30 protein-coding genes and 2 tRNA genes are annotated in these 24343 nt (G+C 67.0%); 11 read left to right on the top strand and 21 right to left on the bottom strand.

The annotated features are described in order from the left end of the window. The first annotated feature begins 21 nt into the window (after positions 1 to 21). The 3 genes from AC5P76_RS07945 to AC5P76_RS07935 are packed head-to-tail and all read left to right on the top strand — an operon-like array spanning position 22 to position 1090. Positions 22 to 309, top strand: a complete 288-nt coding sequence (locus tag AC5P76_RS07945; protein ID WP_053515606.1) for a CD225/dispanin family protein — start codon at positions 22 to 24, stop codon at positions 307 to 309. A gap of 30 nt (positions 310 to 339) precedes the next feature. Continuing rightward, positions 340 to 618: a CD225/dispanin family protein gene (locus tag AC5P76_RS07940; RefSeq protein WP_065174386.1), complete on the top strand. Its 279-nt coding sequence runs from the start codon at positions 340 to 342 to the stop codon at positions 616 to 618. Between the two features lie 52 nt (positions 619 to 670). Next, positions 671 to 1090, top strand: coding sequence for a DUF2752 domain-containing protein (locus AC5P76_RS07935; RefSeq protein ID WP_053515602.1), 420 nt, complete (start codon positions 671 to 673; stop codon positions 1088 to 1090). A 68-nt stretch (positions 1091 to 1158) separates the two neighbouring features. On the opposite strand, the gene ampE is transcribed toward AC5P76_RS07935, so the two are convergent. From ampE to AC5P76_RS07910, 5 genes are all read right to left on the bottom strand, one after another. Then, positions 1159 to 2046, bottom strand: coding sequence for a regulatory signaling modulator protein AmpE (ampE, locus tag AC5P76_RS07930; RefSeq protein ID WP_053515600.1), 888 nt, complete (start codon positions 2044 to 2046; stop codon positions 1159 to 1161). Between the two features lie 144 nt (positions 2047 to 2190). Then, positions 2191 to 3096, bottom strand: coding sequence for an NAD(+) diphosphatase (nudC, locus tag AC5P76_RS07925; protein WP_065174519.1), 906 nt, complete (start codon positions 3094 to 3096; stop codon positions 2191 to 2193). 118 nt (positions 3097 to 3214) lie between these two features. After that, complete coding sequence (gene erpA / locus AC5P76_RS07920) at positions 3215 to 3607, bottom strand: iron-sulfur cluster insertion protein ErpA (RefSeq protein ID WP_053515598.1); 393 nt, start codon at positions 3605 to 3607, stop codon at positions 3215 to 3217. A gap of 31 nt (positions 3608 to 3638) precedes the next feature. Next, the gene (locus AC5P76_RS07915; RefSeq protein ID WP_053515596.1) at positions 3639 to 4103 is read right to left on the bottom strand and encodes a bactofilin family protein; all 465 of its coding nucleotides are present in this window, start codon (positions 4101 to 4103) and stop codon (positions 3639 to 3641) included. A 4-nt stretch (positions 4104 to 4107) separates the two neighbouring features. Continuing rightward, positions 4108 to 4851 (bottom strand): DUF6776 family protein, encoded by a 744-nt coding sequence (locus tag AC5P76_RS07910; protein ID WP_053515594.1) that lies wholly within the window; start codon positions 4849 to 4851, stop codon positions 4108 to 4110. A gap of 179 nt (positions 4852 to 5030) precedes the next feature. Here AC5P76_RS07910 and AC5P76_RS07905 point away from each other — a divergent pair, with 179 nt between their 5' ends. The 3 genes from AC5P76_RS07905 to AC5P76_RS07895 are packed head-to-tail and all read left to right on the top strand — an operon-like array spanning position 5031 to position 9734. Then, a complete protein-coding gene (locus tag AC5P76_RS07905) occupies positions 5031 to 5648 on the top strand; it encodes a DUF4126 domain-containing protein (RefSeq protein WP_053515592.1) in 618 nt (205 codons plus the stop codon). 44 nt (positions 5649 to 5692) lie between these two features. Next, the gene (locus tag AC5P76_RS07900; RefSeq protein WP_065181536.1) at positions 5693 to 7570 is read left to right on the top strand and encodes an EAL domain-containing protein; all 1878 of its coding nucleotides are present in this window, start codon (positions 5693 to 5695) and stop codon (positions 7568 to 7570) included. Position 7571: 1 nt separating this feature from the next. Next, positions 7572 to 9734, top strand: a complete 2163-nt coding sequence (locus AC5P76_RS07895; protein ID WP_111186824.1) for an ATP-binding protein — start codon at positions 7572 to 7574, stop codon at positions 9732 to 9734. A gap of 1 nt (position 9735) precedes the next feature. On the opposite strand, the gene bfr is transcribed toward AC5P76_RS07895, so the two are convergent. The 3 genes from bfr to AC5P76_RS07880 all read right to left on the bottom strand — a co-directional run bounded on the left by bfr (position 9736) and on the right by AC5P76_RS07880 (position 11285). Further along, positions 9736 to 10206 carry a bacterioferritin gene (gene bfr, locus AC5P76_RS07890; RefSeq protein ID WP_005414691.1) on the bottom strand — a complete coding sequence of 157 codons (471 nt, stop codon included), beginning with the start codon at positions 10204 to 10206 and terminating at the stop codon, positions 9736 to 9738. A 143-nt stretch (positions 10207 to 10349) separates the two neighbouring features. Next, complete coding sequence (locus AC5P76_RS07885) at positions 10350 to 10559, bottom strand: (2Fe-2S)-binding protein (RefSeq protein ID WP_032951724.1); 210 nt, start codon at positions 10557 to 10559, stop codon at positions 10350 to 10352. A 108-nt stretch (positions 10560 to 10667) separates the two neighbouring features. After that, positions 10668 to 11285, bottom strand: a complete 618-nt coding sequence (locus AC5P76_RS07880; protein WP_053515586.1) for an RNA pyrophosphohydrolase — start codon at positions 11283 to 11285, stop codon at positions 10668 to 10670. A 121-nt stretch (positions 11286 to 11406) separates the two neighbouring features. Here AC5P76_RS07880 and AC5P76_RS07875 point away from each other — a divergent pair. Next, positions 11407 to 11483, top strand: a tRNA-Met gene (locus tag AC5P76_RS07875). Positions 11484 to 11535: 52 nt separating this feature from the next. Then, positions 11536 to 11610: transfer RNA gene (locus AC5P76_RS07870), tRNA-Gln, on the top strand. Positions 11611 to 11828: 218 nt separating this feature from the next. Here the strand turns inward: AC5P76_RS07870 and rpsI are convergent. Together rpsI and rplM are read right to left on the bottom strand one after the other, a co-directional pair. Continuing rightward, positions 11829 to 12221, bottom strand: a complete 393-nt coding sequence (gene rpsI, locus AC5P76_RS07865; RefSeq protein WP_053515585.1) for a 30S ribosomal protein S9 — start codon at positions 12219 to 12221, stop codon at positions 11829 to 11831. Between the two features lie 2 nt (positions 12222 to 12223). After that, complete coding sequence (rplM, locus tag AC5P76_RS07860) at positions 12224 to 12652, bottom strand: 50S ribosomal protein L13 (RefSeq protein ID WP_005414692.1); 429 nt, start codon at positions 12650 to 12652, stop codon at positions 12224 to 12226. 195 nt (positions 12653 to 12847) lie between these two features. On the opposite strand from rplM, the gene coq7 reads away from it, so the two are divergent. Beyond that, a complete protein-coding gene (gene coq7, locus AC5P76_RS07855) occupies positions 12848 to 13492 on the top strand; it encodes a 2-polyprenyl-3-methyl-6-methoxy-1,4-benzoquinone monooxygenase (protein WP_053515583.1) in 645 nt (214 codons plus the stop codon). 61 nt (positions 13493 to 13553) lie between these two features. Here the strand turns inward: coq7 and AC5P76_RS07850 are convergent, their stop codons facing one another. Next, positions 13554 to 13874: a DMT family transporter gene (locus tag AC5P76_RS07850; protein WP_005411314.1), complete on the bottom strand. Its 321-nt coding sequence runs from the start codon at positions 13872 to 13874 to the stop codon at positions 13554 to 13556. Positions 13875 to 14041: 167 nt separating this feature from the next. Continuing rightward, positions 14042 to 14836 (bottom strand): adenosylmethionine decarboxylase, encoded by a 795-nt coding sequence (speD, locus tag AC5P76_RS07845; protein ID WP_019661504.1) that lies wholly within the window; start codon positions 14834 to 14836, stop codon positions 14042 to 14044. Positions 14837 to 14985: 149 nt separating this feature from the next. Here speD and crp point away from each other — a divergent pair, with 149 nt between their 5' ends. Together crp and AC5P76_RS07835 are read left to right on the top strand one after the other, a co-directional pair. Further along, complete coding sequence (crp, locus tag AC5P76_RS07840) at positions 14986 to 15675, top strand: cAMP-activated global transcriptional regulator CRP (RefSeq protein ID WP_010482649.1); 690 nt, start codon at positions 14986 to 14988, stop codon at positions 15673 to 15675. A gap of 62 nt (positions 15676 to 15737) precedes the next feature. After that, positions 15738 to 16499 carry a sulfite exporter TauE/SafE family protein gene (locus AC5P76_RS07835; protein WP_253119298.1) on the top strand — a complete coding sequence of 254 codons (762 nt, stop codon included), beginning with the start codon at positions 15738 to 15740 and terminating at the stop codon, positions 16497 to 16499. 154 nt (positions 16500 to 16653) lie between these two features. Here AC5P76_RS07835 and AC5P76_RS07830 read toward each other — a convergent pair whose 3' ends face one another. The 9 genes from AC5P76_RS07830 to AC5P76_RS07790 all read right to left on the bottom strand — a co-directional run bounded on the left by AC5P76_RS07830 (position 16654) and on the right by AC5P76_RS07790 (position 24300). Continuing rightward, positions 16654 to 17370, bottom strand: a complete 717-nt coding sequence (locus tag AC5P76_RS07830; RefSeq protein ID WP_053515578.1) for a haloacid dehalogenase-like hydrolase — start codon at positions 17368 to 17370, stop codon at positions 16654 to 16656. After that, entirely contained in the window at positions 17367 to 18161 is a 795-nt protein-coding gene (trpC, locus tag AC5P76_RS07825) for an indole-3-glycerol phosphate synthase TrpC (RefSeq protein ID WP_065174378.1), read from the bottom strand. Before trpC ends, AC5P76_RS07830 begins: the two co-directional genes overlap by 4 nt. Positions 18162 to 18235: 74 nt before the next feature. Then, positions 18236 to 19267 carry an anthranilate phosphoribosyltransferase gene (trpD, locus tag AC5P76_RS07820; protein WP_253119300.1) on the bottom strand — a complete coding sequence of 344 codons (1032 nt, stop codon included), beginning with the start codon at positions 19265 to 19267 and terminating at the stop codon, positions 18236 to 18238. An 18-nt stretch (positions 19268 to 19285) separates the two neighbouring features. Next, a complete protein-coding gene (locus AC5P76_RS07815; RefSeq protein ID WP_253119302.1) occupies positions 19286 to 19873 on the bottom strand; it encodes an anthranilate synthase component II in 588 nt (195 codons plus the stop codon). Between the two features lie 108 nt (positions 19874 to 19981). After that, on the bottom strand, positions 19982 to 21457 hold the full coding sequence (gene trpE / locus AC5P76_RS07810) for an anthranilate synthase component I (RefSeq protein ID WP_253119304.1): 1476 nt from the start codon (positions 21455 to 21457) through the stop codon (positions 19982 to 19984). A 175-nt stretch (positions 21458 to 21632) separates the two neighbouring features. Continuing rightward, positions 21633 to 22562 (bottom strand): lipid kinase YegS, encoded by a 930-nt coding sequence (gene yegS / locus AC5P76_RS07805; protein WP_180875580.1) that lies wholly within the window; start codon positions 22560 to 22562, stop codon positions 21633 to 21635. Between the two features lie 206 nt (positions 22563 to 22768). Continuing rightward, positions 22769 to 23251 carry a GNAT family N-acetyltransferase gene (locus AC5P76_RS07800; protein WP_065174518.1) on the bottom strand — a complete coding sequence of 161 codons (483 nt, stop codon included), beginning with the start codon at positions 23249 to 23251 and terminating at the stop codon, positions 22769 to 22771. A gap of 12 nt (positions 23252 to 23263) precedes the next feature. Then, positions 23264 to 23941 (bottom strand): ribulose-phosphate 3-epimerase, encoded by a 678-nt coding sequence (rpe, locus tag AC5P76_RS07795; protein WP_065174373.1) that lies wholly within the window; start codon positions 23939 to 23941, stop codon positions 23264 to 23266. Between the two features lie 29 nt (positions 23942 to 23970). Next, a complete protein-coding gene (locus tag AC5P76_RS07790) occupies positions 23971 to 24300 on the bottom strand; it encodes a J domain-containing protein (RefSeq protein WP_005411327.1) in 330 nt (109 codons plus the stop codon). Between the last annotated feature and the right edge of the window lie 43 nt (positions 24301 to 24343).

The following is a 24343-nucleotide window of genomic DNA, read 5'->3' as shown; positions in this document are numbered from 1 at the left end:
ACCAAGGAATGGAGTCTCACGTTGAATCAACCGCCACCACTCGGCCGTCCGGTCTACATCCCCAACCATCTGGTGTGGGCGATCCTGACGACGCTGTTCTGCTGCCTGCCGTTGGGCGTGGTGTCGATCGTGTATGCCGCCCAGGTCGATGGCCGCCGCGCGGCCGGCGATCTGGCGGGAGCCTATAGCGCGTCACGCAAGGCGGGCTGGTGGGCGGCGGCTTCGGCCGCGGCCCTGCCGGTCCTGTTGCTGTTGTGGTTCGGGCTCTTCGGCGGCCTGGCCGCACTGGGCGCTCTTTCCGACCATTGATCCACCACCACCCATCAAGGAGCTTGAATCATGAATACCGCTACTCCGCAGGTCCCGAACAACCTGGTCTGGGCGATCCTGAGCACCCTGCTCTGCTGCCTGCCGGTCGGCATCGTGTCGATCGTCTATGCGGCACAGGTCAACGGCAAGCTGGCCGCTGGCGATATCGCCGGTGCCCAGGACTCGTCCGCCAAGGCCAAGAAGTGGGCCATCTGGTCGGCCATCGCCTGGGTCATCATGGTCGTGCTGTACGTGCTGTTCTTCGTCGTGCTCGGTGGCATCGGCGCGATGAGCAACGGCAGCTACTGAGGCCTGCGGACGGATCCGGCGGCGTCCGCGCCGGATCCGTCTTCGCCTGATCGTGTCCGCTCTTCCTTCCCGGCTCGCCCGCTGGGCACCCTTGCTGGCCTCCACCGGCCTGGCCGCTGGCGCGGCCGTGGTGCTGCGCAACGTCAACCCATACGTGGCCGGCAATCCCCTGCCGGGCTGCCCGCTTTACGCACTCACCGGCCTGTATTGCCCCGGCTGCGGCAGCACGCGCTGCCTTTACTCGCTGGTCCATTTCGATCTGGCCGGCGCGATGGCGATGAACCCGCTGCTGGTCATCAGCCTGCCCCTGCTGCTGCTGATGCTGCTGAACATCGCCGGCATCCGCCCGCGTGTGCTTGATCCGCTGATGCGGATTCTGGCCAATCCCATGTTCTGGCTGTGGCTGCTGCCCGGTTACGCACTGCTGCGCAACCTGCCGTGGGCACCGTTCACCGCACTGGCGCCGGTCTAGATTCCCACTTCGCGTCCAGGCGCGTCGCGAAGCGTGCTGCGGTCAGGCCGCACGCGCCTGGCCAGCGGCTACGTCACCCAGCCGGCGATCACCAGCACGGCCAGCACCGCCAGCCACAGCAGCAGCATCCGCCACACCAGACTCATGGCATCGCGCAGGTCGGGCAGACGTTGCCAGACCGGCAGCAGGCCCGCCTCGGTGTAGTCATGCGCGTCCTCGCGCAGCTCGGCATTGACGCTGGCCCGCGCCACCGCACCCAGGAATCCGATGCCTCCGACCAGGCGCTCGCCATGCGCTTGCCGCCATGCCTTCCACGCCGTGTCGAAGTTGCCGACCAGTGCCATCGAGAACGCCATCAACTGTGCCACCGGCCATTCGATCCAGCCCAGCAGGCGCTGGGCCACTGCCAGCGGTTCCACCGGTACGCGTGCACGCATCGGGCTTTCGGACATCAGCGCCAGCAGGCGATAGCCCAGCGCGCCCACCGGGCCCAGCAGCAGGAACCAGAACAGCACCGCAAACCAGCGGCGCAGCGCATTGAGTACGGTCGCCTCCACCAGCGAGGGTACATCCTCGCGCAGGCTGCCACCGGCCGCCTGCAGATGGCGCACGGCCGCCTGCCGGGTCGGTGCGTCATCGGCATCGATGATCGCTTCGATGTCACGGTCCAGGTCGCGCGGCCCCCAGCACCAGGCCAGAACCGCCACGCCCAGCAGCAACGAGGGCAGCCCGAACAGCACGCCCCGCAGCAGCCAGGCCAGCAGCGCCATCAACACCAGCGGCGGCAGAAGCGCCAGCACCACGCCCATGGGGCCCTGCCAGGCCTTGCCGCCGTGCGCATCCAGCCAGCCCAGCCAGCGCCGGAAGCTGTCAAAGCGGCGCAGCGAGGCGGCAGCGGCCGGGGCGACATGGCCCAGGGCCAGTGCAACCAGCACGGCAGCCAGAGTGGTGAACATGGCAGGTCTCCCTACGAAACAAGGCGCTCGGCGTCGCTACCTTACCCGTCGCGACGCCGCCATCAGCGGTCTGCCGCACTGTAACCCGGGCCGTGTTCAGGTGGCGGCAATGGTCGCCGCCGTTCTGACAGGCCGGTGCGTTCTTCAACCCCGCTGTTGGCGATACCAGTGCTCGATCAGCCCCCGCGAAATCGAGATCGGCGGCGACAGGCGGATGCCCTGGCCATCATCTTCGACATCACGTGCCAGCGCCGCGCCCACCTCGTCGGCACTGAACCAGCGCGCATCCTCCAGTTCGCCATCCACGGTCGGCACATCGTCCTGCGCCTGCGCGCGGAACCCCACCATCAGCGCGCCCGGGAACGGCCAGGGCTGTGAACCGAGATACTGGCAGGCAGTGATGCGCACCCGGCTCTCCTCGTGCACTTCCCGCACCACGGTCTGTTCGAAGGTCTCGCCTGGTTCGACGAAACCCGCCAGTACCGAATAGCGGCGCGGCGCCCAGTTGGACTGCCGCCCCAGCAGCAACCGGCCCTGGTTTTCCACCGCGACGATCACCGCCGGGTCCACCCGGGGATAGTGTTCGGTCGCGCACTGCCCGCAGCGGCCAACGAAGCCACCGCGGGCAAAGGCCACCGCCCCCCCGCAGACGCCGCAGAAGCGCGTGCGCGAATGCCAGTAGGACATGCCGCGCGCGTAGCTGAAAGCGGTCGCATCGGCCACCGGCCACAGCAGTGCCGCCTGGCGCAGGTCGAGCCGGCCAGGCGCAGTGACGGCAACCGCGGACGCTTCCACCGAGAACCAGGCCTGCTCACCCCGCAGACCCAGGAAGATCGCGGCACCGGGGCCGCCCCCGATGTCGGCGCCGGTCAGCGCCAGTGGCTGGTCATCAGCACCGGTGAAGGCACTGCCGTCCTGGTCAAGCACGAGAACCCGCGCATCCGGCCACAGGCGTGCCAGCACATCGGCATCTTCGCGCAGGGCATCGGCGCGCTCCAGCGGTTCGCCAATGAAGGCGAAACCGGACAGCGGCGAAAGAATATTGGACATCCAGCAAGCCTGCCGCCATTCGATGCGGGTGGCAAGGTCGGCGCTGTGCGCATTCTGCTGTGAGGTGTGGAGACCGCTCGACACACCTGGCGCGGAGCGCAGGCCCCGCGCCCTGCCATCACATGCTGAAGCTGCTGCCACAACCGCAGGTGGTCTTCGCGTTCGGATTGCGGATCACGAACTGCGCACCGGTCAGGCTCTCGGTGTAATCCACTTCAGCCCCCATCAGGTACTGCAGGCTGAGCGGGTCGACCAGCAGGGTCACCCCGCTGGTCTGTACCGCCAGATCGTCCTCGGCACGGTTCTCGTCGAACTCGAAACCGTACTGGAAGCCCGAACAGCCGCCACCCTCGATATACACACGGAGCGCCAGATCGGGGTTGCCCTCTTCCTGGATCAACGACTTGACCTTGGAGGCCGCTGCTTCGGTGAAGTTCAGCGGCCGCTCCAGCGACTGGTAATCGGGCGCGGCCGCCGTGGGGGCGCCGGGCAGGGAGACTAGCGTGCTCATGGCATCAGCATGGGGGCACCGGCGGTGGCTTTCAAGCCATCGCTTCGGCCAGCTTGCGTCGCGCCGCGGTGTCGCCCTTGCCACTGGCGGGATCCCCGCTTTCGGGTGCAGGCAGGGCCGCCAGCGGTGCGCTGGCATGGATCAGGCGTCCATTCAGCTGGGCCCCGGCGTTCATCTCCACCACCTCGTAGTGGACATTGCCGTTGACCCGCGCGCTCGGGGTCAGTTCGACCTTTTCGGTGGCGTGGACATCCCCCTCCAGGCGGCCGCTGATGACCACCACCTGGGCACGGATCTCCCCTTCGATCACGCCATGCTCGGCGAGCGTCAGGGTCGCGGTGCTGGCGCCTTCGGCGGCGATCACCTTGCCATGGATGCGACCTTCCACGTACAGGCCACCACTGAACTCCACATCACCGCGGATCACCACCTGGTTGCCGATCAGGGCATCCACCACCAGCTGGCCGTCACGGTTGGATTTGCTGTTTCCGAACATCTGCCTACTCCCCTTTGCTGGCCGGCGCGCCGGCCTGTTTCCAGTCGAATACCTGGGTGGCGCCCCCCGCACCACTCCCCAATGTCACCCGCACGCGTTGCGGAGTGAAGTCAGCCGGCAGCATCACGCTGCCGGTGAGCTGCTGGAAGTACCGGAACGAGTAGTCCTGTCCCGGCACCTTGCTGCGCTGGTGCAGATCATCCCAGCTGATCGTGGCCAGCTTGCCGTTCTTCACGCCTTCCACGGTGAAACGCATCTGCCCCTGGCTGATGGCCCCGCGGTTGAGGTTCTGGGTCAGCACGGCGGTGTACTGCCAGGTGCCGGCCGATTCCGGGCTGAACTCGATCGAGTGGGTGTTCAGGCCCTTGCGCTGGCTGGTCGAGCCGACCAGGCGCTCATAGAAGGCGACGTCCGCGCGCAGCCCGGCGATCTCTTCGTCGCGCTCGGCGAGCGAGGACTGCACTTCGTTGTTGGCGGCGCGGCTGATGCGGTCGGAGGCTTCCAGCGTGGCCTGCTTCTGGCGCAGTTCGGTCAGCTGCGCCTGCAGGCTCTCGGCACGCTTCTCGGCCGCCTGCAACCGTTGTCCCTGCTCGCCACGCGGCGCCCCCATCCAGCAGCCTCCGATCGTGGCCAGCACCAGGCTGAGCAGCCAGATGCCTCCAATCACCCACAGGCGACGGCGGTCCGCGGGCGGATGTGACGCGCCGGGCAGGCGGACCTGCACGCGCATGGGAGGACGGTTGGTCATGGGTAGATCCCGTGGCATCGCGGGCGCGACACCGGCACGGCCCGTGTGGCAAACGACGGGCTAGTGTATGACAGGATCGGCAGGATTCCTGCGCTGGAGGCGACCGAGGTCTGTGGCGTTCAGGCACGCCATCGTCGATAGTGTGGCCCCTCGCACAGTTCCGCCGTCGGAGCATCGCCATGACCGAAGCCCACCTGTTCGTGATCGGCATCCTGCTGGCTTGGCTGGCCGGCATCCGTGTCTACCTCACCGTCTTCGGTGTCGGCTTGGCCGGCCTGCTCGGCTGGGTCGACCTGCCGCCCGCCCTGCAGGCGACCGAGTCGTGGTGGGTGCTGGGTACCTCAGCGGCGCTGGCCGTGACCGAGTTCTTTGCCGACAAGATTCCCGGCGTGGATTCGGTCTGGGACCTGGTGCAGACCCTTGCCCGGGTCCCCGCCGGAGCCTTCCTCGCCGCCGCCACCCTGTCGCCGGATGGGCAGCTGGGTACCGGTGCGCTCGCTGCCGGCGCCGGCGTTGCCCTGGCCAGCCATGGCCTGAAGGCGGGCACCCGTGCCCTGCTCAACACCTCGCCGGAGCCGGCCAGCAACTGGGTCGCCTCGATCGCCGAAGACACCGTGGTGGTTGGCGGCCTGGCATTGGCCCTGGCACACCCGTGGATCGCGCTGGTCGTGGTGCTGGCATGCAGCCTGGCCGGCGCATTGCTGGTCTGGCTGGCATGGCGCGCTCTGTGGCGCGGCGTGCGTTGGCTTGCCCGTGCCGGCAACGGCACTGACCGGCAACAGCCACGCACCGGATGAACGCCGGGCGTGTCGCATAATGGCTGCGATCATCAGGAGCCCCCATGGCCGCAATTGAATCCCCCGCAGGCGTCCGCCCGGGTCGCGCTGAAACGCCACCGGCCGATCATTGGCAACGCTGGGCCACTGCGGTGGTGGACGCGGGTGCCTCCCCATCGGTTCCGTCCAGCGTCGCTGACAGTGGGCCTGCCTCCGGCGGTGCTCCACCGCCGCTGCCGGGCGTCACCTCACAGCCCGAGGCGGGCAACCACGACCCGGCACCGGCGCCGGCGGATTCACCCTACCGCGTGCTGATCGTCGAGGACGACCGTGCGCAGGCCCTGTTCGCGCAGAGCGTGCTGCACGGCGCCGGCATGCAGGCCATCGTGCTCAGCGATGCCGAAGGCGTCCAGCAGTCGATCAAGGACCATCGCCCTGACCTGATCCTGATGGACCTGCACCTGCCCGGCCTGGACGGCATGCGGCTGACGGCGATGATTCGCCAGCAGCCCGGCCTGCAGTTGCTGCCCATCGTGTTCCTCAGCGGCGATCCCGATCCGGAGCGCCAGTTCGAAGTGCTCGACAGCGGTGCCGACGACTACCTGAGCAAGCCGATCCGGCCGCGGCACCTGATCGCGGCGGTCGCCAACCGCATCCGCCGTGCCCGCGCGCAGGCGGCAACCTTGCCCGGCGCCTCCGGCACGCCGGCCACCAGCAATCCTGAAACCGGCCTGCCGACGCGCCATCATGTGCTGCAGCAGCTCAACGCCGCCCTGGCCCACCATGATCGTGGCGGCCTGTTCTTCATCGAGGTGGCCAGCGCGCTGGGCCTGCGCGAGCGCTATGGCTACGCTGCGTTCGAACGGCTGATGGTGCAGGCCGGACAGCGCTTGGCCGAAGCCGGCCATCCGCACCTGCTGGCGCGCCTGAACGACAACAGTTTCCTGCTGCTGGCGCGTGATGCCGATGAGGACAGGCTGGAGAACGTGGCCGCCGCCCTGCGCGAGCAGCTCTCCGCGAGGGCCTTCGTGATCCGCGATGACGAATCGGTGCACCTGCGTGGCGTGGTCGGCTATGCACCGCTGTCGCCCGGCTTCGAGGATGCCGCCAGTGCGCTGGAAGCCGTCGAGCGCACGACCCTGCAGGCGCGCCTGCTCAGTGCCGGCGTGGCCGGCCACGTGCATCGGCAGGCCATCAGCGAACAGGAGCATCTGGCCCTGCTGGAAGGCCAGCTGGAACTGGCTTACCAACCCATCGTCGCCGTCGCCGGTGGAGGCAGCGCGCAGTACCAGGTCCTGCTGCGGCTGCGCCAGGCCGACGGCACCGTGCTGACCGCCGGCCAGGTGATTCCGGCCGCCGAAGCCGCCGGCCGCATCGCCGACCTCGACCAGCAGGTGCTCGATCATGCGCTGGGCCTGCTGGATCTGTACCGGCATGCCACCCAGCCGCTCAATCTGTTCGTCTCGCAGTCGCTGCGTACCCTGCAGCGCGACGCCTTCGCCGACTGGCTGCTGGAGTCGCTGCAGCAGCGCGACCTGCCAGGCAGTGCGCTGGTCATCGACGTGCGCCTGCCTGATGCGCTGATCCACACCGTGCCGCTGCAGCAGTTCTGTCAGCGCATGGCGCAGGCCGGCGTGCGCTTCTGCCTGAGCCAGTTCGAGCCCGGCAACGATGCCGACGCGCTGCTGGGCCAGCTGCCGCTTTCGTTCGTACGCATGGCTGCGCGCTTCTCCAGCAGCCACGCCAATCCAGGCACGCGCGAAGAACTGCGCAGGGCGATCGAGCGGGCGCACGGCGCCGGTCTGCAGATCATCGGGCAGCAGATCGAAGATCCGCAGGCAGCGGCCGCGATGTGGGTGGGAGGGGTCGACTACATCCAGGGCAACATGGTGCAGTCCGCCGGCAGCGACCTGAACTTCGACTTCCACAACGCGGTGCTCTGACATGCCGCTGTGGGCGGTGCTGCTGGTGGCCCTGGCCGTGGCGGCCATCGCGCTGCTGCTGGCGGGGCTGCGCCTGCGCACGCGCAGCCAGGCGCTGGCCGCACTGCAACGGGATCGTGCCGCGCTGGCCAGCGAGCGCGACCAGCTGCGCCGCACCACCGAGCGCCAGGGCCAGCTCGAACAGCAGTTGCTGCAGGCCAAGCAGGCGGCCGAGGCGGCGGTGCTGGCCAAGGGCGAGTTCCTGGCCACGATGAGCCACGAGATCCGTACGCCGCTCAACGGCATCCTGCCGATGCTGGAGCTGATCGCGCGTGGCCCGCTGGGCGAGGATCAGCGGCAGATGCTGGCCACCGCATCGGCCAGCTCACAGCAACTGCTGCGTATCGTCGACGACATCCTCGATTACTCGCGGTTGGAAGCACAGGCACTGGAGCTGGAGATCACCAGCTTCAATCTGCGCGAGCTGCTCGACGCCGTGGTGCAGCTGATGCAGCGCGCTGCCGACGCCAAGGGACTGGCACTGGTGCTGCAACTGGATCCGACGGTCCGCCTTCCCGTGCGCGGCGATCCGGTGCGCCTGCGCCAGGTGCTGAGCAACCTTCTGGCCAATGCCATCAAGTTCACGGCACGCGGCCAGGTGCAGCTGCGCGTGCAACGGCTGGGCGAAGGTCCGGCCCAGCACCAGTTGCGCTTCGAAGTGATCGACACCGGCATCGGCATCGACGAGGCCCAGCAGGCACGCCTGTTCCAGTCCTTCAGCCAGGCCGATGCGTCGACCACCCGCATCTATGGTGGCACCGGCCTGGGCCTGGCCATCTGCAAACGCATCATCGACCTGATGCACGGCCACATCGGCGTCCAGTCGACCCCCGGCCAGGGCGCCCGCTTCTGGTTCGAGATTCCGTTGTTGAAGGTTCCCGGCGACCTGCCGGCGATGGCACGCGCACCGGCCACCCTGCTGCTGTTCAGTGCCGACAGCCACCTGCAGGCGCGCATCGAACGCATTGCCGCCCATCACGAGCTGCAGGTGCAGGTCATCGACGGGATGGACGCGCTGGCCGAGCGGCTGCGAGCCGTGCCCCGCCCCGGGCACGCTGCGCCGGCCTGGCTGCTGATCGATGCGCCTGCGCGCCGCAGCGGCGGAACCCGCCTGCGGCAGGCGCTGGCTGCGCGCGGTGAGGACGACACGCTGCAGGTGCTGTGGCTGCAGGACGAGCCGCTGCCCGCGCAGGAGCGCCATCGCCAGCTGCCGGTCGCCTTCGAGGATGCCGCCCTGCACGCCCTGCTTGCCACGCCCACCGCCAGCGCGCGCCCGTCCGCCTGGCTGGCTGCCGCCGAAGAGGGCCAGGCACCGGCTGCCCTGCCAGCGCTCGGTCTACGCGTGCTGCTGGTGGAGGACAATACGGTCAACCGCATGGTGGCCGAACACCTGCTGCGGGTATTCCAGTGCGAGGTCCGCAACGCCGTCGATGGCGAGCAGGCACTGGTCGCGCTGCGCGAAGGCGGTGTGGACGTGGTGCTGATGGACTGCCAGATGCCGGTGCTGGACGGTTACGCCGCGACGCGCCAGTGGCGCGAGGAAGAGATCGCAGCCGGAGGCCGGCGCCTGCCGATCATCGCCATGACCGCCAATGCCATGGCCGGTGATCGCGAACGCTGCCTGCGAGCAGGCATGGACGATTACCTGTCCAAACCGATCGCGCGCGACACGCTGCACGCGCTGCTGCTGCGCTGGGGCCCCAAAGCCCTCCCCACGCCGGCAGCTCCGGCGGCGGCAGCGAAGGCCGGTCCAGAACCTGTCGCCCACCCGGTTCTGGACCGGAACGTGCTGGACGAGCTGCAGGCGGTCATCGGTGATGCCGCCACGCAGATCGTATCGGTGTACCTGGAAGACGCACCGGCGATGGTGCAGGCGCTGCAGCAGGCGGCGCAGGACCACGATGGCCAGCGCCTGCAGGCAGTCGCGCACAGCCTGAAGTCCTCCAGCGCGAATGTCGGCGCGATGTCGCTGTCGGCGGTCGCACAGCGGATCGAGCACGAGGCCCGCGCCGGCAGTCTGCAGCGCCCCGCCGTTGCGGTTGCGCTGCTGGTGGCCGAATTCGCCCGGGCACGGGTGGCGCTGGGCGGGTACCTGGCACAGCATCGCGCCGGCCAGGCGGGCTGACTCACTCTTCGAGCTTGCTCAGCAGGTACTTCGGTTCGCCGATGCGCTCGATCAGGTCCAGCTGCGTTTCCAGCCAGTCGATATGCTCTTCCTCCGAATCGAGGATCTTCACGAACAGCTGGCGGCTCACATAGTCGCCGACCGAATCGGCATAGGCCACCGCCTCGCGCAGGGTGACCACGCCATCACGCTCGAGCGAGAGGTCACACTGCAGTATCTCGGTCGGGTTCTCGCCGATGCGCAGCTTGCCCAGCGCCTGGAAGTTCGGCAGTCCTTCAAGGAACAGGATGCGGTCGGCGAGCATGTCGGCATGCTTCATCTCGTCGATCGATTCCTTGTACTCATGCTCGGCGAGTTCCTTGATGCCCCAGTTCTTCAGCATCTTGGCGTGCAGGAAATACTGGTTGATCGCGGTCAGCTCGTTGTAGAGGACCTTGTTGAGGAATTCGATGACCTTGGTGTCGCCCTTCATGGGGATACTCCTGCACGCTGAAAACGCAGGCACTTTACCGCCTTGCGTGCGGTCGTGAAGGAACGCGAATCGTGCGCATTGGCCTGTGCGGCCGCACGTGAGGGATGCGCAGGCGCGGTATCAACGCACCGCGGAAAAGACAGTCAGGCGACCTGGGCCAGACCGAGTACCGGCAGCGGCAGATCGTGGGTGGCACGTGCCTTGGCCAGCAGCTCGCCGGCCATGTCCAGACAGGACCCGCAGGTCGCGCCGCATCCGGTGCGCATGGTCAGCTCGGCCACCGACGTCACGCCATGGCTGGCGGCTTCGCGGATCTGGTGGTCGGTGACTCCGTTGCAGATGCAGACGTACACAGGCGGGAACCGGGCTGACAGGCCAGAAGCGGCCTGGTCGCTATTCCAATGGAAACGAGAATGGTTGTCAATCAGAGACCTGAACCATTCTCGATACCGTTCAGGCGGTCAGCTCGTCGGTCCTTCCTGCGCCTTTTTTGGCCAGTAGCCCCTGCTGCGCGGCCGCTTGCGCGGACGGTCGTGGCCCGCGGTGTTGCCGGGCATCCACGCTTCCGCTGCGCTCTTCGGCATGGCAGTGACGCCCTGCCCCGCCACCCCGCGCGCCAACGGCGCCAGGTGTCGCAGCGCGCGCGCGTAGACGCCGCGCTTGAACATCACCACATGCTCCACCGGATACCAGAAATCCACCCAGCGCCAGTGATCGAACTCCGGCGAATCGGTATGGTCCAGGCACACATGGGATTCGTCACCGGTCAGGCGCAGCAGGAACCAGACCTGCTTCTGGCCGATGCAGACCTGCCGTTCATTGCGGCGGACTGCCCGCGCCGGCAGCTTGTAGCGCAGCCAGCCGGGCGTTGCCCCCAGCACTTCCACGTGCTCAGGCAGCAGGCCGGTCTCTTCCTGCAGTTCGCGATACATGGCCTCGACGGGCGTCTCGTCGGTGTTCATCCCACCCTGCGGGAACTGCCAGCCATCCCGGCGCACGCGTCGTGCCCAGAACACCTGCCCGTCCTGCCGCATCAGCACGATGCCGACGTTCGGTCGATAGCCGTCCGGATCGATCACGATGCGGACTCCTAAAAAAATCTACTGGTCAGGACTATCCCACGCCGCCTGTCAGGCGACAAGCGCGGCACAAATGTGTTGACAGTCCCACGGCGTATCAGCAGAATAGCGGGCTCACCAAGGCTATGTAGCTCAGCCGGTTAGAGCACAGCACTCATAATGCTGGGGTCGGTGGTTCGAGTCCACCCATAGCCACCATGCTGAAGTTGTTTTTCAGCGTGAAAAGTGAGAAAATAGTTACACGATACATTGCCCCGTCGCCAAGCGGTAAGGCACCTGACTCTGACTCAGGCATTCGGTGGTTCGAATCCATCCGGGGCAGCCAAATTAAACGCAGAAGGCCAGATCGAAAGATCTGGCCTTCTGCGTTTCTGGGCTCCGCGGGGGCTCCCCTCCAGAGAGAACCCCGGTTGTTCGCAGGAATGGGCCCTGACCCCACTCTCTCCAATGCACAACCCCGAAACGGCAAAAGCCCGGCCAAAGCCGGGCTTTTGCTTTTTCCAACCAGCGGGCTCCCGGAGGAGCCCAGCCAGGCGCAGTGGATCAGCGCTTGGAGAACTGGGTGGCGCGACGGGCCTTGTGCAGACCGACCTTCTTACGCTCGACTTCACGGGCGTCACGGGTCATGAAGCCAGCCTTGCGCAGCTCGGACTTCAGGGTTTCGTCATACTCGACCAGCGCACGGGCGATGCCCAGACGGATCGCACCGGCCTGGCCGGTGGTGCCGCCGCCGGTGGCGGTGACCAGGATGTCGAAGCTTTCGGTGTTCTTGGTCAGCTCGAGCGGCTGGCGCACGATCATGCGCGCGGTCTCACGACCGAAGAACTCGTCCAGCGGACGGCCATTGACGGTGATGTTGCCCGAACCCTTGCGCAGGAACACGCGAGCGGTGGAGGACTTGCGGCGGCCAGTGCCGTAGTTTTGAGTGATAGCCATGATTAGATATCCAGAACCTGCGGCTGCTGTGCGGCGTGCGGATGCTCAGTGCCGGCGTAGACCTTGAGCTTGCGGTACATCTGGCGACCCAGCGGGCCCTTCGGCAGCATGCCCTTCACGGCGATCTCGATCACGCGCTCCGGGTGGCGCTCCAGCGCCTGGGCCAGGGACTCGGTCTTCAGGTTGCCGATGTAACCGGTGAAACGGTGATACATCTTGTCCTGCAGCTTCTTGCCGGTGACGGCAATCTTTTCTGCATTGATGACGACCAGGTAGTCGCCGGTATCAACGTGCGGGGTGTAGACCGGCTTGTGCTTGCCACGCAGACGGCGGGCCAGCTCGGTGGCGAGACGGCCCAGGGTCTTGCCCTCGGCGTCGACGAGGTACCAGTCGCGCTGGACGGTCTCGTTCTTGGCAGTGAAAGTGCTCATGAAGAACTCTAGGTTAGGTCGGGCTCATTGCGGCGAAGGACTCGCCGGAACTCTGCCACGCGTTGTGAAAGGTGAAGCGCAAGAGGCGGGATTGTACGCAGGTCCAGGCCCCGGCGCAAGCCGCCCCCTGTCCCGGGTTGGCAGGGGCGCGGGCGCGGGCGAGAATCGGCGGGTCTCCCGCCCCACCGTATCGCCATGACCGTGCTCCGCCAGACCACCCCGCTGGACCACCTGCTGACCGAAGCCCAGCGCGCCCTGGACACGGTGTTCGGCAACCCGCCGGCCAGCCGCCCCTATCCGGCGGTGGACACCGACGAGCCGGGCATGGACGCCCGCCAGCGCCGCCATGCGGCCGGGCTGATGCGGATCAACCACGTCGGCGAGGTCTGCGCGCAGGGCCTGTATTTCGGCCAGGCCGCCGTGGCCCGCGACCCGGCCACCCGCGAGCATCTGCTGGAGGCAGCGCAGGAGGAAACCGACCACCTGGCGTGGTGTGCCACCCGCCTGGCCGAACTCGACAGCCGGCCGAGCCTGTTCAACCCGCTCTGGTACGCAGGCAGTTACACCATCGGCACCCTGGCCGGGCTGCGCGGTGATGGCTGGAACCTGGGTTTTGTCGTCGAGACCGAACGCCAGGTCGAGGCCCACCTGGATGAGCATCTGGTCGATCTCCCGGCCGCCGACCTGCGCAGCCGCGCGGTCATCGAAGTGATGAAGCAGGACGAGGCCCGGCATGCGGACCATGCCGAGCAGGCCGGCGCCCGCCGCCTGCCCTTCCCGATTCCGGGGGCGATGGCGCTGGCCTCGAAGGTGATGAAGACCATCGCGTACCGCCTCTGAACGGCCGCCGCGCATGGCCCGGCGCTGCCGGCAACGCGGCATCGGACGCCTCGGCGCCGGCTCAGTTCGGCGACACCAGCTTCAGGCCGATCACACCGGCGACGATCAGGCCCACGCAGGCCAGGCGGGCCGGTGAAGCACTGTCGTTGAACAGGTAGATGCCCAGCACTGCCACGCCCATGGCCCCGATGCCGGTCCAGATGGCATAGGCCGTGCCGACCGGAATGCTCTTCATGGCCTGGCTCATCAGGTACAGGCTGATCAGCGCGGAAACGACCGTGGCGGCCGTGGGCAGTGGCTTGCTGAAGCCTTCGGAGTACTTCATTCCAAGCGCGAAGCCGATCTCGAACAGGCCGGCCAGCAGCAGGTAGATCCAGGGCATGGGTGGGGGTCCTTACCTAGTGGTTGAAAAACGAAACGGCCCGGTGTCTTCACACCGGGCCGTAGGTCGGTACATCGCCGTGGAACTATGAATTGCGCAGCACGCAGGTTCCACGGGGCGGGTCGTCCCGCCTGGGTGACGATGCCTGCCGGCATCGCACAGGGGTGTTACTCGGACAGGTTGCGACCGTGGAACAGCTCTTCGATCTCGCGCTTGAGCAGCGCCTCGATCTTCATGCGTTCCTTGAACGACAGGTTCCTGGCCTTTTCCTCGAACAGGTACTGATCCAGGTCGAAGTCCTTCAGGTGCATCTTCGTGTGGAAGATGTTCTCCTGGTAGACGTTGACGTCGAACATCTCGTAACGCGACTTGATGTTCTTGGCCAGGAAGTTCTGGATCGAATTGATCTTGTGATCGATGAAGTGCTTCTTGCCCTTCACATCGCGGGTGAAGCCACGGACGCGGTAGTCCATGATCACGATGTCCGATTCCAGGCTCTCGATCAGGTAGTTCAGGGCCTTCAGCGGCGAAATGACGCCACAGGTGGCCACGTCGATGTCCGCGCGGAACGTCGCGATGCCTTCCTGCGGATGGGTTTCCGGGTAGGTATGGACGGTGATGTGGCTCTTGTCCATGTGCGCGACCACGGCGTCGGAGATCAGCTCCTTGCCCGCCAGCTTCTTGTCGATCACCGGCTCTTCGGAGATCAGGATGGTCACCGAGGCACCCTGCGGATCGTAGTCCTGGCGGGCCACGTTCAGGATGTTGGCGCCGATGATCTCGGCGACATCGGTCAAGATTTGAGTCAGCCTGTCGGCGTTGTACTCTTCATCGATGTATTCAATGTAACGCTGACGCTCCTCTTCGGTGCGCGCGTAACACACGTCATAGATGTTGAAGCTCAGCGCCTTGGTGAGGTTGTTGAAACCCTGCAACCTCAGGCGAGGCAACGGCTTGACCACGGCGGTCGATTCCTGTGTAAGAAGAGAAAGGGTGAATTATGGGGCAAACCGCCCCCGGGGGGAACGTGAAGACGCAAGAGTTCTGGCACACTGTTTGCCCTTAACAATTGCGCTGGTTAAGCTCCGCTATCGACCCCGTGAATCCGTTCATGCGCAGAGGGAGCGCCCCTATCGTGTCAACCGTGCGCCTAGCTAGCAGTCCACTGGCCCTGGATATCGCAACAATTGATCGTTTCCTGGCGCACAGCCACAGGCGGCGATATCCCACCCGGACCGACGTCTTCCGACCAGGAGACCCGGCGGGAACCCTGTATTACGTCATCAGCGGCTCGGTTTCGATCATGGCCGAGGAAGATGACGATCGTGAGCTGGTGCTGGGCTACTTCGGTGCCGGCGAGTTCGTCGGCGAGATGGGCCTGTTCGTGGAATCGGACCGCCGCGAGGTGATCCTGCGGACCCGCACCGCCTGCGAGCTGGCCGAGATCAGCTACGAGCGCCTGCATCAGCTGTTCCTTGGCCCGCTGTCGGCCGACGCGCCGCGCCTGCTGTACGCGCTGGGCCAGCAGATCTCCAAGCGTCTGCTCGACACCAGCCGCAAGGCCAGCCGCCTGGCGTTCCTGGACGTTACCGACCGCATCGTGCGCACCCTGCACGATCTGGCCCAGGAGCCAGAGGCGATGAGCCACCCGCAGGGCAGCCAGCTGCGCGTTTCGCGGCAGGAACTGGCGCGCCTGGTCGGCTGCTCGCGTGAGATGGCCGGCCGCGTGCTGAAGAAGCTGCAGACCGACGGGCTGCTGCATGCCCGCGGCAAGACCGTGGTGCTTTACGGCACCCGTTGATCGTTGAGCACCCGGTGGGTGCGGACCTTGGTCCGCACTCCTTCGCGCGCTAGGCTCGGTGCATGGAACTGAGCAGCGAATTCTGGTGGTTCATCCTCATCGGCCTCGGTGCGCAGCTGGTCGATGGCGCGCTGGGCATGGCCTTCGGCCTGGTCTCCTCATCGGTGATGCTGAGCATGGGATTGCCGCCGGCGCAGGTCAGCGCCAGCATCCACACCGCCGAAGTGTTCACCACGGGCGCCTCCGGTGTGTCGCATCTTGCGGCTGGCAATGTCGATAAACGCCTGTTCGTGCGCTTGGCGCTGCCCGGCGCGATCGGGGGTGCGATCGGTGCCTATGTACTCGCCCAACTGCCCGGCGATTTCATCCGCCCGTTGATCTACCTGTACCTGCTGGTGCTTGCCATCGTCATCCTGGCCCGTGCTGCCGGGCGCTGGACGCCCAGCGGCGAGATCCGCCGCGTGCCGGTTCTGGGCTTCTTCGCCGGCCTTCTGGACGCCAGCGGCGGCGGTGGCTGGGGCCCGATCGCCACGTCCACCCTGCTGGCGCGTGGCGGCCAGGCCCGTACCACCATCGGCACGGTCAACGCGGCCGAGTTCGTGGTCACCCTGACCATCTCGGCCACCTTCCTGCTGTCGATGGGGGTGCAGCACCTGCAGATCGTCGCCGGGCTGCTGATCGGCGGCATGATGGCCGCGCCGGTGGCCGCGATCCTGGTCAAGCGGGTCAAGGAACGCTGGGTACTGGTCGCAGTCGGCGTGCTGGTGCTGGGCATCAGCCTGTTCCAGATCGGCCACGCGGTGACCGGGTACCTGGCGCGCTGACCGCGCACCGCGCTCGCCGGGCATGGCCCGGCGCGCTACCGGATGGCTTGCGGATTCGCCGGGCATGGCCCCGCGCTGCGGGATGGCGTGCAATGGCACGGCGCCATCGGGCGGCAAGGGGTAGCGCCGGGCCATGCCCGGCGGGCCCGGTGGATCAGGCCTTGTCGCCGCCGCGGTCGACGCAGCCCCAGTTGAGGATGCGGGTGCCCGCCGGCAGTACGCTGCGGAAGAACGCCACCTTGCCCGGCTTCGGGTTGACCACCACCGGCGCCTTCGCCGCCAGCAGCAGCGGCAGATCCGCAGTGCTGTCGGAGTAGGCAATGTCAATGTCGCCGTAGCCACGTTCACGCAGCATGCGCATCTTCTCTTCGTTGTGGCAGTGACGGGTCGGCCCCACCCCTCCCAGGCGCGGCCCGACCTCCGTGCCGATGACCGGCACGTCCTGGTGCGCAACGAAGGCCAGGATCGCGCGGGCCAGTTCGGGCGGGGCGCCCGTGGCCACCACCACGCGATCCCCCTTTGCACGGTGCGCGGCGAACACCTCCAGCGCCTGCGGCAGCAGCTTGGCGCGCATCTGCGCCTCGTTCCTGATCACGTAGGCGTCGATCACCCGGTTGAACTCGCGCGCACGATGCAGGCCGAAGCTGCCGATCCACACGTAGATCGAAATGCCGGCACGGCGGGTCGGCAGCATCGCCACCATCGGCCCGGCGATCGGGGTGACCAGCAGCGCCGCGAGCATGCGCAACGGGTTGCGCTTGATCAGCGAGGCGAACAGGTGCGTGCCCGAATCACCGTCGTACAGGGTGTGATCGAAGTCGAAGACCACCAGCGGCGCATCCGCGCGTGGCGTCGGGTAATGCGTTTTCATGCCGCGAAGAATAGCTGACGCAGGCCCTCGCCCGGCTCTTCCACGCGCATGAAGGCCTCGCCGACCAGGAACGCGTGGATGCCGGCATCACGCATCAGCGCCACGTCCTGGGGCCCGAGGATGCCGCTCTCGGTCACCAGCAGGCGGTCGCGCGGCACGGCCAGGCGCATGTCCAGGGTGGTCTGCAGCGAGACCTCGAAGGTGCGCAGGTTGCGGTTGTTGATGCCGATCATCGGCGCCGGCACCTGCAGCGCACGCTCCAGCTCGTCGATGTCGTGCACTTCCACCAGCACGTCCATGCCCAGCGACAGTGCCAGTTCCGACAGCGTGGCCAGCTGGGTATCGTCCAGCGCCGCCACGATCAGCAGGATGCAGTCAGCGCCCAGCACGCGCGCCTCGTACACCTGGTAGGCATCGATCACGAAGTCCTTGCGCAGCACCGGCAGCGTGCAGGCCTCGCGGGCCTGCTGCAGGTAGGCGTCGGCGCCCTGGAAGAAATCCACGTCGGTCAGCACCGACAGGCAGCTGGCACCACCGAACTCGTAGCTGACCGCGATGTCGGCCGGGCGGAAATCCGGGCGGATCACGCCTTTGGAGGGGCTGGCCTTCTTCACTTCAGCGATCACCGCGGGGTCGCCGTTGGCCACGGCGGCCTGCAGCGCACGCACGAAACCACGCACCGGCGGGGCGCCGGCCAGGGCGGCCTGCAGCTCCTCGAGCGGGCGCTGGGCGCGGCGCTGGGCTACTTCTTCGGCCTTGCGGGCCAGGATCGTCTGCAGGATGTCGCTCATCGTCTTCGGTTCGGTGCGGGGGCGGTGAGGACGGCCATTATCGGCCATCGACGGGGTCAGGCTGAACCACGCGCTCAGGCAACCAGCGCGCGGGTGGTCTCAACATACTGCTGCAGGCGCTGGCGGGCGCTGCCATTGGCGATGGCGGCGCGGGCACGGGCCAGGCCGTCACCGATGTCACTGGCCACGCCGGCCACGTACAGCGCGGCGCCGGCATTGAGCGCGACGATGTCCAGCGCCGGGCCGGGCGCGTTGTCCAGCACCGCGCGCAGCAGGGCAATGGACTGCTCCGGGCCATCCACGCGCAGGTTGCGGCTGGCCGACATGGCGATGCCGAAGTCCTCCGGGTGGATCTCGTACTCGCGCACCTTGCCGTCGCGCAATTCGCCGACCAGGGTGCCGGCGCCCAGCGAGATCTCGTCCATGTTGTCGCGGCCCCAGACCACCATGGCGCGCTCGGTGCCCAGCTCGCGCAGCACGCGCGCCTGGATGCCCACCAGATCGGGGTGGAACACGCCCATCAGCACCGACGGTGCGCTGGCCGGATTGGTGAGCGGGCCGAGGATGTTGAAGATGGTGCGCACGCCCATCTCGCGGCGCACCGGCGCCACCACCTTCATCGACGGGTGGTGGATCGGCGCGAACATGAAACCGATCCCGGTCCGCTCGATGGCCGCGGCCACCTGCTCCGGCTGCAGCTCGATCACCGCGCCCAGCGCCTCCAGCGCGTCGGCGCTGCCGGACTTGGACGACACGCTGCGGTTGCCATGCTTGGCCACGCGCGCGCCGGCAGCCGCCGCGACGAACATCGCGCAGGTGGAGATGTTGAAGGTATGCGAACCATCGCCCCCCGTGCCGACGATATCGACCAGGTTGGAGGTATCGGCCACCGGCACCGGCCGGGCGAATTCACGCATCACGGTGGCCGCCGCGGCGATTTCGTCCACGGTCTCCTTCTTCACGCGCAGGCCGGTGAGGATGGCTGCCGTCATCATCGGCGAAACATCGCCACGCATGATCTGCCGCATCAGGTCGACCATCTCGTCGAAGAAGATCTCGCGGTGCTCGATGGTGCGGTGCAGGGCTTCCTGGGGGGAGAAGCTCATCGGGATTGCTCCTTGGACTCAGGCGGCCGGTCGCTGCAGGAAATTGCGCAGCAGGGCGTGGCCGTGTTCGGTGAGGATGGATTCGGGGTGGAACTGCACGCCTTCCACCGGGAAGTGGCGATGGCGCAGGCCCATGATCTCTTCGATCGAGCCGTCGTCGTTCTCGGTCCAGGCGGTCACTTCCAGCACATCGGGCAGGCTGTTCTTGTCCACCACCAGCGAGTGGTAACGGGTGGCCTGGTAGCGGTCCGGCAGGCCGGCGAAGACGCCCTTGCCTTCATGGCGGATCGGCGAAGTCTTGCCGTGCATGATGTTGCCGGCGCGGATCACGGTGCCGCCATAGACCTGGCCGATGGCCTGGTGGCCCAGGCAGACACCGAGAATCGGCGTGGTCGGGCCCAGGCGTTCGATCAGCTGCAGCGACACGCCCGCCTCGTTGGGCGTGCACGGGCCGGGCGAGATGACGATGCGCTCGGGCTTCTGCGCGGCGATCTCATCCACGCTCATCGCATCGTTGCGCACCACCTTCACCTCGGCGCCCAGCGTCTGCAGGTACTGCACGAGGTTGTAGGTGAAGCTGTCGTAGTTGTCGATCATCCACAACATGGTCGGGTTCCGTCGCTTATCGGGAGTGGGCGTACACGTGGGTGCCGCACAGGGAGAGGGCCAGGTACAGCGGAAGGTGCCGCAGCGCAGGCCACGGCGCAGGGTGCCTTACAGGCCCTTGGCGGCCTGGGCGACGGCGCGGAACAGCGCGCGGCCCTTGTTCATCGTCTCGTCCCATTCCTTGTCCGGGTCCGAGTCGTAGACGATGCCGGCGCCGGCCTGCACGTACAGGCGGCCGTCCTTGATCACCGCGGTGCGGATCGCGATCGCGGTATCGGCATCGCCGTGCCAACCGATGTAGCCGATGCTGCCGGCGTACACATTGCGCTTGATCGGCTCCAGTTCGCGGATCACTTCCAGCGCGCGGATCTTCGGTGCGCCGCTGACGGTGCCGGCCGGGAAGGTGGCGCGCAGCACGTCGGCATAGCTAAGGCCCGGCTGCAGCTGCCCGGTCACCTCGCTGACGATGTGCATGACGTGGCTGTAGCGTTCAATCACGAACTGCTCGCCCACTTCCACCGTGCCGGCCTTTGATACGCGACCGGCATCGTTGCGGCCGAGATCGATCAGCATCAGGTGCTCGGCACGTTCTTTCGGATCGGCCAGCAGCTCGGCTTCCAGTGCCAGGTCCTGCTCGACGGTGGCGCCGCGCGGACGCGTGCCGGCGATCGGGCGTACGGTGACTTCGCCGTCCTGCAGGCGCACCAGGATTTCCGGCGAGGAGCCAACCACCTGCAGGTCGCCGACATCCAGGAAATACATGTACGGCGACGGGTTCAATGCGCGCAGCGCGCGGTACACGTCCACCGGGCGTGCCTTGAACGGCACGCTCAGGCGCTGGCTGAGCACCACCTGGAAGATGTCGCCGGCGCGGATGTATTCCTTGCTGCGCTGGACCGCATCGACGAAGCCATCGCGGGTGAAACCGGAGACGAAATCGGATTCATCCAGCACATCGCTGTTGAGCGGTGTGGGATAGCCGGCACCCGGTGCACGCAGCTTTGCGGTGAGCGCATCCAGGCGCGCCTGCGCCTGCTCGAACGCGCCGTGGACGCGCGGGTCCGCGTGCACGATCAGGTACAGGCGGCCCTTGAGATTGTCGAATACCGCCAGCTCGTTGGAGTGCAGCAGCAGGATGTCCGGCGTGCCCAGTTCATCGCGGCCGGCCGGCGGTGCCAGGCGCGGCTCGATATAGCCGATGCACTCGAAACCGAACCAGCCGACCAGACCACCGGTGAAGCCCGGCAGGCCCTCCAGCTTCGGCACCGAGTGGGCGCTGCGCAGCGCCTCGACTTCGGCAAACGGGTCGGCCACCTCGCGGGTTTCCACCACCTGGCCGTCTTCGCGCACGGTCAGCGTATGGCCATGGAAGGCATACACGCGGCGCGCCGGCAGGCCAATGATCGAGTAACGACCAAAGCGTTCGCCGCCTTCGACGGATTCAAACAGGTAGGTATTGGGGCCGTCGGCGAGCTTCAGATAGACCGAAAGCGGCGTGTCCAGGTCGGACAGCACTTCGCGGACAACGGGAATGTGGGTGTGGCCTTCAGCGGCCTGCAGCTGAAACTGAGCGTGCGAGTTCAAGACGACTTTCCTTCCGGGACACAGCGTTATGGGGGCGGACGACGGCAACGGGCCACCATCGCCACCAACGGCGTGCGGAAGAAAGGGTATGCGGGGTCGTCAGGCTGGACACCCCTTGACTGTATCGCAGCTTGGACGGGAGTGGAACCCCGCAGCGCCAGGCGTGGCAGCCACCTTACGTGGCCAGCAGCGGGCAATCGGCCGGCAGATGCATGCGCACCCGGCCAGCCACGCAGTCGATGCGGAACCGCCGCGCCTGCACCGGCTCACCGTCCAGGTTCAGGGTCAGTGGCTGCGCCGACTCGAGCTGCAGCCAGGGCAGCCGGACGCGGGTGGCCACCCGTTCCAGCGCCGCTTCCTTGCCACCGGTCAGCATCTGCCCCAGCGTCGACGCCACCTCCCCCTCCAGTTCGGGTACGACGGTGACATCCAGCAGGCCGTCATCGATCAGTGCCTGTGGGCACAGCTGCTGGCCACCACCGGCCTGCCGGCCGTTGCCGATCCCCAGCGCGATGAAGCCGCCTTCCCAGGCGAAGTCCGGACCGTGCAGACGCGCGGTAATCGGCTCGATCCGCCCCAGCTTGGCGATGCCGGTGATCACGTAGGCCAGGCCACCGAGCATCTTCTTCAGGCCGGCATCGGTTTCCACGGTGACCTGCGTGCCGAAACCGCCACTGGCCAGGTTGGCGCACCACCAGGACGTGCCATCGGCATCCACGCGCAGCAGATCGATGGCATGTGCCGTGGTCTGCCCGATCAGCGCGAGCGCGGCCTCCGGCTCGGTCGGAATGTTCGCCGAGGTGGCGAAGTCATTGGCGGTGCCCATCGGGACCAATGCCAGCGAAGGCAGGGCATCGGCGGATTCATCGCGGTGGGCCAGCGTTTCGGCCACCGCACTGAGCGTGCCGTCGCCGCCTGCCGCCACGATCACGTCTACCCCGTGGTCGATGGCCTCAGCCACGTAACGCTCGGCGTCACCCTCTTCCCAGGTGACCCGTACCTCCAGCTGCACGCCCCGCTCCCGCCACTGGCGCACCGCGTCGCGCAGCTCGTCATTGCCTGCGGACTTGCCGTTGAGGATCAGGCGCCAGCGCGGTGCGGTCATGCGGGGATTCCGGTGTGGGGTGGCACAGGCTAGCAACGCACCGTTTGCCGGCAGTGAATGTCACATGCGTGTCATTCAGCTCCCGGAGAATGGAAGGCCATAGCAGGGACGACGGATGGAGGCAGGATCAGCCTCCCACGCATGCAGCAAGGCCACGCCAACGATGGGCGTGGCCTTTTTTTTGAAGTCGCACCCGGGCGCGATCGTCAGCCGTTGGCGAAATCGTGCAGCGCCTGGCCCTGCAGCCGGTATACGGTCCACTCATCCTGCGGTTTCGCGCCCGCTGCGGTGTAGAACTCGATGGCCGGCGTGTTCCAGTCCAGCACCGACCATTCGAAGCGACCGCAGCCTTCGGCGACCGCCTGCCGCGCGATGTATTTCAGCAGCGCCTTGCCAGCGCCCGCGCCCCGCTGCTGCGGGCTGACATACAGGTCTTCCAGGTAGATGCCCTTGCGGCCCAGCCAGGTGGAGTAGTTGTAGAAATACACCGCATAGCCGATGGCCTCGCCATCGGCTTCACAGATCAGCGCGCGGGCAGTTGCGTCGGGACCGAACAGGCTTTCGGCGATGCCGATCTCGTCGGTCTGCACCGAATGCTCGGCCCGCTCATAGATGGCCAGCTCACGGATGAAGCGCAGGATCAGGCCCGCGTCGGCGGCAGTGGCCGGGCGGATGTTCAACACGGCCACCGTGCTCATGCCTCAGCCTCGCGCCGCAGCGACGTTGGCGCGCATCTGCGCGATCACATCCTGGTAAGGGGTCTTGGCATTGAAGATGGCCGAGCCGGCGACGAAGGTGTCGGCGCCCGCAGCCGCGATCTCGCCGATGTTGTCGGCCTTCACGCCACCGTCGATTTCCAGGCGGATGTCCTTGCCGCTGGCATCGATCTTCTGGCGGACCACGCGCAGCTTGTCCAGCGCCGAAGGAATGAAGGCCTGGCCGCCGAATCCCGGATTGACCGACATCAGCAGCACCAGGTCCAGGTCATCCAGCACCCAGTCGAGGATGTCCACCGGCGTGGCCGGGTTCAGCACGATGCCCGGCTTGCAGCCCAGCGAACGGATCAGCTGGATCGTGCGGTGCACGTGGCGGCTGGCCTCCGGATGGAAGCTGATGTAGGTGGCACCGGCTTCGGCGAAGTCCGGGATGATGCGGTCCACCGGCTCGACCATCAGGTGCACGTCGATCGGCGCGGTCACGCCGTGCTTGCGCAGTGCCTGGCAGACCATCGGGCCGATGGTCAGGTTGGGTACGTAATGGTTGTCCATCACGTCGAAGTGGACCCAGTCCGCACCGGCGGCCAGGACGTTGTCGACTTCCTCGCCGAGGCGGGCGAAATCGGCGGACAGGATGGAGGGGGCGATGAGGCAGTGGGACATGGCCGGGCCTTGCAACGAGGGGAAAGGGGTCAGCGCTTGCGCAGGGTCTTGATACGGTCGTAGGCGGCGTTGATGCGCCGCGACTTCTGCTCGGCCTGCTGCTGCAGCTCGGGGGCGGCGCCGCCAAGCTTGTCCGGGTGGTACTGCGAGATCAGCTTGCGGTAGGCGCGCTCGACCTCGGCATCGGTGGCCTCGGAGGTCAGCCCCAGCTCCCGGTACGGGTTCTCCTTGTTCAGGCGGAACCAATCCGAATCAAAGGCATGGCCGATCAGCAGGCCGACCACCGCGCCGAACAGCGGATTGGGCCGGAACAGCAGGGCGCCGGCGATGAATCCGAGCAGTTTTCCGTACCAGCGCATGGCGCTCCGGGGTCGACCGACGAAATGGACGCTCATTTTACGT

Source organism: Stenotrophomonas sp. YJH_SMC_36, assembly GCF_059369935.1.
This window is presented reverse-complemented; position numbering and strand designations above follow the sequence as displayed.